This is a genomic window from Natrinema sp. DC36 (assembly GCF_020405225.1).
Lineage (GTDB): Archaea > Halobacteriota > Halobacteria > Halobacteriales > Natrialbaceae > Natrinema.
Window position 1 is genome coordinate 3,274,149 of record NZ_CP084472.1, and the last position, 13,039, is coordinate 3,287,187.

The window sequence follows — 13,039 nt, forward strand, 5'->3', positions numbered from 1 at the left end:
TAATCTCGAACTCGAGACCCGACGACTACTCTTGAACGGGTCGATCACCTGCGATCAAGATACTTGGACGGATTTCCCGATCAATGTGGTATGTCGGACCATCTCAAAGAAGCCGATCCGACGATCGCCGACGCGGTCGAACGCGAGCGCGAACGCCAGGAGGCGACGCTGGGAATGATCGCCTCGGAGAACCACGCGTCCGAAGCCGTTCTCGCCGCGCAGGGAACCGTCCTGACCAACAAGTACGCGGAGGGGTACCCCGGCGCGCGCTACTACGGCGGCTGCGAGCACGTCGACGAGGTCGAGCGAACGGCCATCGAGCGGGCGAAGGCGCTGTGGGGTGCCGACCACGTCAACGTCCAGCCGCACTCGGGGACCCAGGCGAACATGGGCGTCTACTTCGCCGCCCTCGAGCCGGGCGAGACGATCCTCTCGCTGGATCTCACCCACGGCGGGCACCTCAGCCACGGCCACCACGTCAACTTCTCCGGGCAGCTCTACGAGGTCGAACAGTACGAAGTCGACCCGGAGACGGGGTACATCGACTACGACGCGCTCGCCGAGCGGGCTCGCGCGGTCGACCCGGCGATGATCGTCAGCGGCTCCTCGGCGTACCCGCGCGAGTTCGACTGGGTGCGCATCGGCGAGATCGCCGACGCCGTCGACGCGTACCACCTCGCCGATATCGCCCACATCACCGGGCTCGTCGCGGCCGGGGTTCACTCGAGTCCGATCGAGCACGCCGACTTCGTCACCGGGAGCACGCACAAGACCATCCGAGCCGGCCGCGGCGGGATCATCATGTGCGACGAGGCGTACGCCGACGACGTCGACAGCGCGGTCTTCCCGGGGAGTCAGGGCGGGCCGCTCGTGCACAACGTTGCGGGCAAGGCCGTCGGCTTCGGGGAAGCCCTCGAGCCCGAGTTCGAGGAGTACGCCTCCCGGACCGTCGAAAACGCGTCGGCGCTCGCGGCCGTCCTCCGCGACCGGGGGCTGTCGCTGGTCTCCGGCGGCACCGACAAACACCTCGTGCTCGTCGACCTGCGGGATTCGCATCCCGACCTCACCGGCGACGACGCCGAAGCGGCGCTGTCGGACGTCGGCATCGTCCTCAACAAGAACACCGTTCCGGGGGAGACCCGGTCACCGTTCGTCACCAGCGGGATCCGGATCGGCACGCCCGCGCTGACGACCCGCGGGTTCGGCCCCGCGGAAATCGAGACGGTCGCCCACCACATCGCCGACGTGCTCGACGCGCCCGACGACGACGCGACGCTCGAGCGAGTCTCCGAGTCGGTCGACGACCTCTGCGAATCGTTCCCCGTGTACGGGTAACTGGCACGGCGACCGCGGTCGACTCGAGCGACCGGTTCCGGAAGACTGCGGGAGGGTGTCGATCCTGAACCGCCGATATGGAGCATCCAGTGCGTCCTGTGGATTGCTTCCACTCGAGTTGCGGCGAATCAGCCGCACACTACAGATGCAGAAGTACCTTTTTCCGCCTCGGGTTCGCTCGCAGCGCTCGCTCACCGCTCGGCGCAAAAATCTACGCTAAAAAGGCCGCTCACTCGCTTCGCTCGTTCGCGGGTGCTACGATTGCGATCCGACCGCAGCGGTAACTCCTTGTCCTGTACTGACCACTCGCCGGAAACGACAGCGGAAATCACAGCGGTATTCTCGGATCGTAAATCGCTCGAGCGGCTCACGACCATCCGAAGCGAAGCGAGAAAAACGGTCGCAGTCCGATAGTATCGCCTCCCGACGCGTCCACCACCTCAGTCGTCGTCGGAGGCCGCCGACCCGGTCGGGGCGGTGGAACGGTCCTCTTCGCGCAAGAAGACCGCCCGACGGCTGCCGAAGACCCAGATCATGACGCCGACGGCGATCAGGGTGATGATCGCGAAGGGGCCGCCGGCGATGATCGCGGCCTGTTGGAGCGCCGAGGTGCCGCCGGCGACCATCAACAGCGAGGCCAGCGAGCCCATGAGGCCGCCCCAGATGACGCGGTTGATCGTCGACGGCTTCTGCTTGCCGCCGGTGGTGAGCATCCCCAGCGCGAGCGTCGAGGAGTCCGCCGACGTGACGAAGAACGTCGTCACCAGCACCAGGAAGAGCACCGTAAGCAACTCGCCGGCCGGCAGCGCCTCGAACAGCGGGTAACCGGCGACGGCCTCGTTGAACCCCCAGGCCTCGAGCGTGCCGAGGATGTCGGCCTGCCCGTTCGACTGCATGAAGATGGACGTTCCGCCCATCGTCGCGAACCAGGGGATCGTGATGGCCGTGGACGCGACGACGCCGGTCGCCGCGACCTGTCGGACGGTCCGACCTCGAGAAATCCGGGCGATGAACAGCCCGACGAACGGCGCCCAGGAGAACCACCACGCCCAGTAGAAGACGGTCCAGGCCCCGACGAAACTGGAGTCGGCACCCTGCCCGCCGGTCTCGCCGGCACCCATGAAGAAGCTCATCGAGACGAATTCGTTGATGTACGCTCCCAGCGCCTGGGTCCCGACGGTCATGATGTACACCGTCGGCCCGAGGATGAACGCCGCGGCCGTCAGGACGGCGAACAGCGCCATGTTGAAGTACGAGATGCGGCGGATCCCGCGCTCGACGCCGAGCGCGACCGAGATGGTAAACGCCACGGTCAGCCCCGTGATCACGAGGACGGTCCCCGCGTCGCCGAACTCGACGCCGCCGGCGTACTCGAGGCCGACGAGGAACTGATTTCCGACCAGCCCGAGCGTCGTCGCGATGCCGCCGATGGTCGCGAAGACGGCGAGGATGTCCACGAGCTTCGCCCAGGGGCTGTCGAGGTTGTCGAAGCCGATGATCGGCCCGATGATCGTCGAGATGCGCATCGGCGCGTCCCGGCGGTAGGCGAAGTAAGCGATCGGAATCGCGACGATCACGTACGCCGACCACGCCGAGAGCCCCCAGTGGAAGAACGTGTACTGGAGCGCGCTGACGGCGGCGCCCGTCGACTCCGCTTCGACCCCCGAGAAGGGCGAGGGCGTCGAGTAGTGGAAGATCGCCTCCGCCGGGCCCCAGAAGACGATGCCGGCGGCGATTCCCGCGGAGTACAGCATCGCGAAGTACGCGAGGAAGCTGAACTCGGGATCCTCGTCCTCCTCTCCCAGCTTGATGTTGCCCCACGGACCGAAGATCAGGTACAACACGAACGCCACGAGGGCGAACATCGAGACGAGATACGCCCAGCCGAAACTCGTCCAGAGGAACTCGTTGGTTCCCTCCATGATATCGAGCGTTCGGCTCTCGCGGAAGAGAAACGCCGCGACGATCAGCACGGCGACGACGAACCCGATCCCGAAGACGGTGGGATCGAGTTCGTCGAGGAACGTTCGGACCGCGCCGTCCCCGTCCCGTTCGCGATCACTCATCGCGGATCACACGCCACCGGCGTCCGGTCCCTCGATCGCTCGGTCGGTTCGTCTCGAATTCGCTTACGGCTGACTCGACGAACGCACCCTCGTTTCGCACCGGCACAGCTTTTGTGCCATTACGTTCCATGATCTCATGCACCGTGGTGAAGAATACCAAGCTCCTCAATCAAGATTCATCTTAATAACCGGCGTCGCTTTTATACCGCCGATCGAACCGGTTAGCGGGCGAGCCGGGGATAGTCACGCGTTGACGTGTCGGACCTCGTAGCCGTGATCCCGGAGCGACCGGACGATCGTCCGCGATTGGCCCGAACCGCTCGTCTGGATCTGGAAGACGAGATGCGCCTCGCCCACGTCGAGTTCGGGTGCCGAACGGTCGTGGCGGACGGTCTGGATGTTAGCACCGTATTCGGCGATGATCCCCGAAACGTCCTCCATCTTGCCGGGTCGATCGTCGATCCGGACGCGCAGACGCAGCAGTTGCTCGCGGTCTGTCAGCGCGTGAACGAGCACGGTCTGTAACATCGTCATATCGAGGTTGCCGCCGCCCAGCAGCGGCATGACCGTCTCGCCGCGCACGTCGAGTTCGTCGCTGATGATCGCGGCGACCGACGCCGCACCGGCGCCCTCGACGACCTGTTTGGCGCGCTCGAGCAAGAGGAGAACCGCTCGAGCGATCTCGCCGTCGGTGACGGTGACGATCTCGTCGACGTGCTCGTCGATCAGCGAGAGCGTCAGCTCCGAGATGCCGCCGGTCGCGATGCCGTCCGCGATCGTGTCCACGGAATCGAGGGCGACGGGCGTTCCCTTCCGGAGACTCTCGGAAACGGTCGCCGCGCCGCTGGCCTGCACGCCGACGATTCGCGTCTCCGGCGAGCGCTCGGCGAAAGCCGTCGCGATCCCCGAGATGAGGCCCCCGCCGCCGATCGGAACGACGACGGTCTCCACCGACGGGAGGTCGTCGGCCATCTCGAGGCCGAGCGTCCCCTGCCCGGCGACGATCGCGGGGTCGTCGTAGGCGTGGACGAACGCCGTCCGCTCGTCGTCGACGAGCCCCTTCGCGTGCGCCATCGCCTCGCGAAAGTCGCCGCCGACGAGTTCGACGTCGGCGCCGTAGCTTCGGGTGGCGTCAACCTTCGCCTGGGGCGCCCCTCTGGGCATGACGATCGTCGAGTCGACGCCGAGTTTCGTCGCCGCGAGCGCGACGCCCTGTGCGTGGTTGCCGGCGCTGGCCGCGACGACTCGATCCAGTCCGCCCTCGGCGACGCACTGTGCGATCTTGTTGTACGCGCCGCGGGTCTTGAACGAGCCCGTCCACTGGAGGTGCTCCATCTTGAGGTGGACCTCGCCGCCGGTCAGTTCGTCCAACGACGTGCTCCGCTCGACCGGGGTGTGCTTGACGACCGACTCGTCGTCGAGCCGGTCGCGGGCCGCTTCGATGTCGGCGAACTCGACGGTCCCGTCGTTTCGGCCCATGGCGTTCACCGAATCATCTTCTCGCGATCGGGATCGAACAGCGGTTCGTCCCGGACCGTCGCGGCGTGGCGTTCGTTCTCGTAGCTGATTTCGACGTCGCGGCCCGCCTCGGCGTCGGCCGCCGGCAGATAGGCGTACGCGATCCCGGCATCGATCGTGTAGCCGTAGTCCGCGCGGGCGACGTCACCGAGCACCTCGCCGCTGTCGGGATCGAGCACCGGATGACCCGCGTCGACGACCGTCCCGGGCTCGTCGAGCGTGATCGGGGCGATCTTCCGGTCGATCCCGCCGTCGCGAGCCTCGAGCAGCGCCTCCCTGCCGACGAAATCGGTCTCGAGGTCGACCGCGAAGCCGATCCCCGCCTCGTAGGGGTTGTACTCGGGAGTAACGTCGGTTCCCCACAGCCGGAACCCCTTCTCCATGCTCGTCGAATCGAGGGCCTCCCAACCCATCGGGACGATGCCGTACTCCTCGCCGGCGTCCTCGATCCGCTCCCAGAGCTGCGCGCCGTACTCCATCGGCGCGTACAGCTCCCAACCCAGCTCGCCGGCGTAGGAGAGCCGGAGCATCGTGACCGGAACGCTCCCGCAGTAGGTCTCTTCGGCGGTGTAGAACGGGAACGCGTCGTTCGAGAGGTCGGCCTCGACGAGCGACGACAGGACGTTTCGCGCCTCCGGGCCGAAGACGCCGATCCCGCACATGCTCGAGTCGTGGGTCCTCACCGAGACGGAGCCGTCGTCGGGCGCGTGCTCGCGGATCCACCGGGAGTGCAGCGTCGCGGAGTTGCCGCCGCCGGTGAACACCACGTACCGGTCGTCCGCAAATCGAGCGACCGTCACGTCGGCGAGAATCCCGCCATCCTCGTTGCACATCGCCGCGTAGCGGATCCGGCCCGGAGAGACGTCGATATCGTTCGTTAGGAGCCTCTGGAGGAGAACCGTCGCGCCGTCGCCGGTCACCTCGATCCCGGTGTACGTGGTCATGTCGACCATCCCGACGCGGTCGCGGACCGCCTGGTGCTCGACGCCCTGTGCTTTCGACCAGTTGCGCTCGAGCCAGTCCGGCCTGTCGGGCACGTCGTACTCCTCGAGCAGGGACTCGTTCGTCTCGTACCACTGCGGCGTCTCCCAGCCGCCCGAGTCGTAGAACTCGGCGCCGAGTTCCCGCTGTCGCTGGTAGAACGGACTTCGACGGAGCCCGCGCTGCCCCTGAGGCTGTTCGCGCGGGTGGATCAGCTGGTAGACCTCCTGGTACTGCTGTGCGCCGCGACCCCGCGTGTACTCCCGCGAGCCGGCGTGGGGCTGGAACCGCGAGACGTGCGCCCCCGTGGCGTCGACGCGCTCGCCGTCGAGGCGGGGGACGCCGTCTTCCATCCAGTGGGCGACGATGCTCCCCGCGCCGCCAGACTGCGTGACCCAGATCGCGAGCGCCCACCAGAGCCCGTCGATTTCCGCCGTCGGGCCGAGGATCGGCATTCCGTCGGGAGTGAAACAGAACATCCCGTTGATCCCGGACTCGAACTCGGCGTCGCGCAGCGACGGAACGAGTTCGCACGCCGCGTCGTAGGCCGTCTGCTCGTGATCCGGGTGGGTGTTCTCGTAGAAGTGCTCCGCGGTGAACTCCCGCAGCGAGGGGTACTCGAGGCCGAGATCCTCGAGTCGCTCCGGGCCGTAGATGTCCGCGGGATCGACCAGCAGCGGTTCGTGGTTGTACGAGCCGACGCCGTAGCGTTCGCCGTGCTGGCGGAAGTACAGCGACCGGTCCTGGTGGCGGAGCAGCGGCTGTTCGATCTCGCGGCTCGCCCCCGCGAGTTCCGGCAGATCGTCGGAGACGAGGTACTGGTGGGCGCAGGGGATCAACGGAATATCGACGTCGACCATGTCGCCGAACAGCGGGCCCCAGATGTTCGTCGCGAGGAGCACCTCGTCGGCCTCGACGCGCCCGCGGTCGGTGACGACCGCCCGGATCTCGCCGCCCGCGACCTCGAGATCGGTCACCGTCGTCTCGCCGTAGAACTCTGCGCCCGCCGCTCGAGCCGACTCGGCCATCGTCGCCGAGGCGTCGACGGCGTGGGCCTTGCCGTCCGTCGGGACGAAGTAGCCGCCGTTGATGACCGACTCGTCGACCTGCGGGACGCGGTCGGCGACCTCGGCGGGCGAGAGGAGTTCCCCGTCCTCGATGCCGTAGGCCTGGCCTCGTTCGCGCTTTCGTTTCAGGTAGTCCCACCGGTCCTCGGTGTACGCGACCTCGATGCCGCCGCTCGTTCGGAAGCTCTCGAGGTCCTCGTACAGCTCGCGCGTGTACGACGCCATCCGGGTCATCAGCTTGGTGCCGCCCGTCTGGAACACCAGTCCGGGGGCGTGGGAGGTGGAGCCGCCGGTCTCGAACAGCGGCCCCTGATCGACGACCACCACGTCCTCGCGGCCGAGACGGGTGAGGTGGTAGGCGGCGCTACAGCCGACGCAGCCGGCGCCGACGACGACGGTTCCCGCGTCGGCGGGAAGTGTGGTCCCTGTACTCATGTGTCATGGGTACTGCCAGACGGTCGAGCATAGCTATCCGGGTGGATAATCTGTGGCGTATAACAACCGGCGGGGTGAGAAGAACCCAGAGCCGCCGGAATTCATCCGGATACCGGCCGACAGCGGTCCGAACCCATCGGCGGTCGCTACGGTCTCGAGCGGGCCGAATCCCTCACCATCGAATCGGAGAACGGGCGGCGAGAGAACTAGTCGTCGAACCGATCCAATCGAAACATATCGATCGGGTGGTCGGTGTCGCCGTCGACCGCGAGGTCGGCGAGGATCTCGCCGACGACGCTGGCGAACTTGAAGCCGTGGCCCGAGAAGCCCGCGCCGACGGCCACCTGCGGGTGATCGGGAAGCGTATCGAGAATGAAGTGCTCGTCGGGGGAGTTCGTGAACATGCAGGTCGCGAGCCGCATCGTCGGGCCGGCCGCTTCGGGGAAGTAGTTCGCCGTGACCTCCCGGAGCAGGCGCTCGTCCTCGAGTCCGGGTTCGGTATCGTAGTCGTCCGGATCGACCCGCTCGTCGCGGTGGTGGTACTTGCCGATTTTGAACCCCGGCACGTCGTAGATCGGCAGCCCGTAGAAGCGCCCCTCGGGAACCTCGAGGTTCCAGACGGGGAAGTTCTCGGGCTCGAACGTCGACGGTCGCTCGGGTTGGAACCAGCCCAGCACCTGCCGCTCGGGGACCGCGAGCCCCTCGAGCGCGTCGGCGAACTTGTGATTCCAGGCACCGGCGGCGAGCACCATACTTTCGGCGTCGTACGTGCCGCGGTCGGTCTCGACGCGGACGCCGCCGTCGGGCGTCGGCTCCCACTCGAGGACCCGTTCGCGGGCGCGAACCTCGGCACCCGCCGCCTGCGCCGCCTCAACGTGGCCGACGATCGCCTGTTCGGGGACGACAAATCCGCCGTCGGGCTGGTACAGCGCTTTGTACCCCTCCGGGAGTCGATAGCCGGGGAACCGTTCGGTAACCTCCTCGCTCGTGAGCACCTCGTGGGGAATATCGTGTTCCTCGCAGGAGCGCAACGATCCCTCGAAGACGACGTTGTCCTCCGGGCCGGCGTCGATCGACCCCGTCCGCTGAATCACCTCGCGACCGGTTTCGTCCGCGAGGTCGTCCCAGAGGTCGTAGGCCCGTTCGATGAGCGGGATGTAGGAGGGATGTTCGTAGTACGCGCGACGGATGATCCGCGTGATGCCGTGTGACGACCCCATCGTGTGGGGCACGTCGTAGCGCTCGAGTCCCAGCACGTCGAGCCCGCGGTCGGCGAGGTGGAAGGCCGTCGCGCTGCCCATCCCGCCGACGCCGATCACGACGACGTCGTATCGGTCTCCTGTCGGAGGCATACTGCCGACCGATTCGAGGACGTACCCCTTGATTGTTAGTCCGTCTCACACCGTCCCTTTTTGAAGCGTCGGCGAGCGAGCGGCGTCGGGACCGTCGGCTGACCGTCATCGCGGTTCGGCCCAACCGTTCGGTCCCGACTATACGGTCGACCGCCACTCGAGACCCTCGGCGGGCGCAGCGGCCGGCATCACTTATACGTGCGAACTACCTGCGATCAAGCCTTATTGAACGATACGGCATGGGATAGCATACAACATGACCCGGTGGAACAACGGACGCGACGAGGTCGAACCGGTCAGTCCCGACATCACCGACGAGACGAACGCCCTGCCCGCGCGGTACTTCACCGATCCGGCCGTCCACGAGATGGAGAAGGAGGCCGTGTTCGGCCGGTACTGGGTGTACGCGGGACACGCGAACTGCATTCCGGAGCCGGGGGATCACTTCACCCGAAATATCGGCGATCGGGAGATCATCGTCGTTCGGACCCACGACGGCGACGTCGAGGCGTTCTACAACGTCTGCGCGCATCGCGGGTCGGCGATGGTCGAGGAGACGCCGATGACCGATCCGGGCAACGCGAACCGGATCCAGTGTCCGTACCACCTCTGGACGTACGACCTCGACGGGGAACTCGCGAGCACGCCCAAGAGCTTCGAGGACGCGCGACTGAACCCCGACCTCGAGGACGAAGATATCACCCCGATCGATCCCGACGAGAGCGCTCTCATGTCGGTCCACACCGATCGCATCGGCCCGTTCGTCTTCGTCAACTTCGACGAGGAGCCGATGAGCCTCGCGGAGCAGGCCGGCACGATGAAGACCGAACTCGAGTCGCTCCCGCTCGAGGAGTATCAGCTCGCCCGACGCATCGTCTCGGAGGTCGAGTGCAACTGGAAGGTCTTCGGCGGCAACTACTCCGAGTGCGACCACTGCCAGGCCAATCACCAGGACTGGGTCAAAGACCTCGAGCTCCTCGACTCCGAACTCGAGGTCGACGACTACCACTGGATCCTCCACTACAAACACGGGGAAGACGTCGACGACGAGATGCGCATCCACGAGGAACACGAGGCGAAGTTCTACTACTTCTGGCCGAACTTCACGGTCAACATGTACGGGACCGCCGACGGCTACGGCACCTACATCATCGACCCTATCGACGAGGGGCGCTTCCAGCTCGTCGCGGACTACTACTTCAAGGATCCCGACCTGACCGAGGAAGAAGAGACGTTCATCCGGACGAGCAGGCAGCTCCAGGAGGAGGATTTCGAGCTCGTCGAGCGCCAGCAACGCGGCCTCGATTCGGGCGCGATCGCGCAGGCTCGGCTCGGTCCGAACGAGCACACCGTCCACAGGCTCCACCGCCTCGCACAGGAGGCCTACGAGGCCTGACCGCCCCGCTCTATCCGCCTTCGCTCATGACCCACCACCAACAGCCCGCGTTCGCGGTCGCGTGTGAGGAGTGCGACATCGACGTAGAGCCCGACTCGGCGAATGAGACCGTCGACTTCTACCGCCGACACCGTCGGCAGACGGGCCACGACGTGGTCCTCACGCGTGCCGACCTCGAGTTCGAGCCCCCGGCCAGTGACGACCTCGTGACCGTCATCGCCGGCCTGGAGAAGCGCTACGAGAACGGCGTCCCGATCGGCATCGTCGCGGCGGCGATGAGTGAGCAGGGGTTCTCCGTCGGCGAAACGCTCGAGGAGATCTACGAGGTGCGAATGACCGGTGCGCTCTACGAGCCCCGCGACGATCATCTCGCCGCGTTCTGAGCCGTCCCTTCCGTCCGATGCATCCGGTTCCGTCCCGTCTCGCGAGTCACTCCTCGAGGAGCGTCGTCTCGACGAGTTGCCCGGTCCCGCGGCGAATGCGGCCGCCGACGGCCGTCGGAGAGATGTCGAGGCGTTCGGCGAGTTCCTCGAGCGAAGTTTCGCGGGGCTCTTCGAAGTAGCCCTCCTCGTGGGCGCGTACCAGCGCGACGCGCTGTTCGTCGGTCAACTCCGGGACCGTCTCGCTGGTCCACTCGTCCTGCCGAAACATCCGGTGCAGTTCGCACGAGATGTCCGTCTCCTCACAGCGTTCCCAGAGCGCCGCGAGCGCTTCCCGATCGGGGAGGTGGAGGCGATTGGTCCAGCCCCGATCGTTGGTCTCGGCCTTCAACAGCAGCCCGCCGAGTTCGGTCGTCATTGGCGAGATGAGTGCGGCGTCCTCGGTGTGCTGGAGCCGATAGACGCGCGTCGAGCCGTGATCGTCGACGAGCATCCAGTCCGCGACCGTGTGATCGCGCTCGAGTGCGTCCTCGAACGTATCGTCCGCGCCTTCGACGAGGTAGAAGAACAGGCCGGTCTCCGGATCAGTCGTGGAGTGGGGGACGACCTCGATGGACGCCTCCGGACAGTCGCGGATCGTCGGCGTCAGCGCGAGATCCGGGTGTGCGATATCGAGAATTGCGATCAGGCTCATGAGTGGTCACATCGACGACCGTCGTCTCGCCGTTCGGTTCGGGAATCGCCGCCCCGAGCGGATATGTTTCGACCGTCTGTCGACAGGAACGCCGTACTCGCACCCCATCTTGTTATTAGCTACCACACACCGTCACTTAATCGTTCCCTCGCACGCGGAACGGGAATTGCAGCTGGTAACAGTTTGCAGTCGGTACCAGTGTATGGCGGAGTCTCCGGAGGACCCGAACCGCGTTTCTCGAGCAGCTACCGACCGCCAGTCGACGACGTATCCGACGGCGGCCACTCGATCGGTGAAAGCCCAGCCACTTTCCCGACCGGCGCGCTACGTCTCGTGTGATCGAACCCGCGCTCGAGGTGGCCCTGCCGAACGTCGGTCCGGGACCGGATTCGCTCGCGCTCACTGACCTGATAGACCCGGTCGAGCCGGCGGATCCGACGACGGCCGAGGGGTCGGATCCCGCCTACGAATCGATCGTCCTGTTGCTCCACCGGGATCACCACGCCGGGCAGTGCCGCCGACAGGTCCGGGCCGTCGCCGACCGCTACGACGAGTTCCGCGAACGGGGCTGTGCGGTCGTCTCCGTCGTCCCGGGGCCCCGCGAGCGCGTCCGAGAGTGGCAAGAGCGGTACGGTCTCCCCTATCCGATCCGTGCGGACCCGGACGCGACGCTCGGCGACACGCTCGACCAGCCCGTCCGCCTCGGACCGGTCGGCCGCCGCTTCGACCTCGTCGGCCGGATGCCCGCCGCGATCGTGTTCGACGTGGGAGGTCCCGCGGCCGACGACCTCGAGATCGTCGCGGCCTACCGCAGGACGATATTCGATCGACCGGAAATCGACGCGTTGTTGGACCACGCCGACCGACGATCCTGACGGATGTTCGTCCGCACGGCCACCCCCGACGACGCCCTCGAGGTCCGGCGCATCCTCGACGCCGCGTTACTCGAGCCGGGCGACGTCGAGAGCCGGATTGACGACGGTGACGTCCTCGTCGCAGGTGATCGACGGGGCGGGACAGCGAGCGCCGATGACGATGGGACCGCTCCCGAAGACGAACCGGACGCGAGCGAGCGAATCCTCGGCACGGCCGTTCTCGAACCCCTCGACGCCGAGTCCGGGGCCCACGTCGGCGCGATCGGCGTCCGGCGTCGCCACCGTGGTCACGGCCTCGGCCGGGCGCTGATCGAGCGGGCGCTCGAGCGCGAAGGGCGACTGACGGCCCAGTTCGACGACGGCGTCCGGCCGTTCTACGAACGCCTCGGATTTTCGATCGAGTCGATCGACGGCCAGCGCCACCGCGGCGTCGTCGCGACCGACCGCGTCTGACCACGGTCCGCACCGGACCGTTCGGTCCCCGCGCCGCAACCCGTCGCCTGCCGGCGGAGTTTTATCCGAGAGAACGTGGTAGCCACCTCCGCATGGCGCTTCAACGGATGCTCAGCGGCGATCCATCGAAGAGTTCGAAGGTCTATCTGGCGATCGGTGCACTCTCGCTCGCGAAAGCGATCGCGGTCCGGAAGGATCGGGAGCGGTTCCGGCGCGAGCTACTCGACGCCGGCCTGTTCCTCGGTGCCGGACTGGTACTGCGCCGGTTCAGCACGATGAAAGCGCAGAAACGGCAGGAAATCGAGTCCCAGCTTCCGAACTGGGCGGCCGAGGCGATGAGGTCGGAATCCGCCTCGAGAGGCCTCCAAGCCCTCGCGAAACAGCGACTCGGTAGTCGGTCGGAGCCAGAGCCGGAACCGACGCTCCGCGACCGCGCTCGCGGCGTGATCTCGAGTCTGTAGCGACCCACGCTATCGATCCCACTCTT

11 protein-coding genes are annotated in these 13,039 nt (G+C 66.6%); 6 read left to right on the top strand and 5 right to left on the bottom strand.

What is annotated here, in order from left to right:
* Positions 1-90: 90 nt before the first annotated feature.
* Positions 91-1,335 carry a serine hydroxymethyltransferase gene (glyA, locus tag LDH74_RS16815; protein WP_226039846.1) on the top strand — a complete coding sequence of 415 codons (1,245 nt, stop codon included), beginning with the start codon at positions 91-93 and terminating at the stop codon, positions 1,333-1,335.
* Positions 1,336-1,775: 440 nt separating this feature from the next.
* On the opposite strand, the gene LDH74_RS16820 is transcribed toward glyA, so the two are convergent.
* The 4 genes from LDH74_RS16820 to solA form a co-directional block, all read right to left on the bottom strand.
* On the bottom strand, positions 1,776-3,401 hold the full coding sequence (locus LDH74_RS16820; RefSeq protein WP_226039847.1) for a BCCT family transporter: 1,626 nt from the start codon (positions 3,399-3,401) through the stop codon (positions 1,776-1,778).
* Between the two features lie 243 nt (positions 3,402-3,644).
* Positions 3,645-4,880, bottom strand: a complete 1,236-nt coding sequence (ilvA, locus tag LDH74_RS16825; RefSeq protein WP_226039848.1) for a threonine ammonia-lyase — start codon at positions 4,878-4,880, stop codon at positions 3,645-3,647.
* A gap of 5 nt (positions 4,881-4,885) precedes the next feature.
* Positions 4,886-7,402 carry an FAD-dependent oxidoreductase gene (locus LDH74_RS16830; RefSeq protein ID WP_226039849.1) on the bottom strand — a complete coding sequence of 839 codons (2,517 nt, stop codon included), beginning with the start codon at positions 7,400-7,402 and terminating at the stop codon, positions 4,886-4,888.
* A gap of 206 nt (positions 7,403-7,608) precedes the next feature.
* Positions 7,609-8,754, bottom strand: coding sequence for an N-methyl-L-tryptophan oxidase (solA, locus tag LDH74_RS16835; protein WP_226039850.1), 1,146 nt, complete (start codon positions 8,752-8,754; stop codon positions 7,609-7,611).
* A 256-nt stretch (positions 8,755-9,010) separates the two neighbouring features.
* Here solA and LDH74_RS16840 point away from each other — a divergent pair, with 256 nt between their 5' ends.
* Together LDH74_RS16840 and LDH74_RS16845 are read left to right on the top strand one after the other, a co-directional pair.
* Positions 9,011-10,150, top strand: coding sequence for an SRPBCC family protein (locus LDH74_RS16840; RefSeq protein WP_226039851.1), 1,140 nt, complete (start codon positions 9,011-9,013; stop codon positions 10,148-10,150).
* Between the two features lie 26 nt (positions 10,151-10,176).
* The gene (locus tag LDH74_RS16845) at positions 10,177-10,533 is read left to right on the top strand and encodes a hypothetical protein (protein ID WP_226039852.1); all 357 of its coding nucleotides are present in this window, start codon (positions 10,177-10,179) and stop codon (positions 10,531-10,533) included.
* A gap of 46 nt (positions 10,534-10,579) precedes the next feature.
* Here the strand turns inward: LDH74_RS16845 and LDH74_RS16850 are convergent, their stop codons facing one another.
* Positions 10,580-11,224: a helix-turn-helix domain-containing protein gene (locus LDH74_RS16850; protein ID WP_226039853.1), complete on the bottom strand. Its 645-nt coding sequence runs from the start codon at positions 11,222-11,224 to the stop codon at positions 10,580-10,582.
* 335 nt (positions 11,225-11,559) lie between these two features.
* Here LDH74_RS16850 and LDH74_RS16855 point away from each other — a divergent pair, with 335 nt between their 5' ends.
* From LDH74_RS16855 to LDH74_RS16865, 3 genes are all read left to right on the top strand, one after another.
* Entirely contained in the window at positions 11,560-12,099 is a 540-nt protein-coding gene (locus tag LDH74_RS16855) for a redoxin domain-containing protein (protein WP_226039854.1), read from the top strand.
* Positions 12,100-12,102: 3 nt separating this feature from the next.
* Complete coding sequence (locus tag LDH74_RS16860) at positions 12,103-12,552, top strand: GNAT family N-acetyltransferase (protein ID WP_226039855.1); 450 nt, start codon at positions 12,103-12,105, stop codon at positions 12,550-12,552.
* 92 nt (positions 12,553-12,644) lie between these two features.
* Positions 12,645-13,013 carry a hypothetical protein gene (locus tag LDH74_RS16865; RefSeq protein WP_226039856.1) on the top strand — a complete coding sequence of 123 codons (369 nt, stop codon included), beginning with the start codon at positions 12,645-12,647 and terminating at the stop codon, positions 13,011-13,013.
* The last annotated feature ends 26 nt before the right edge of the window (positions 13,014-13,039 follow it).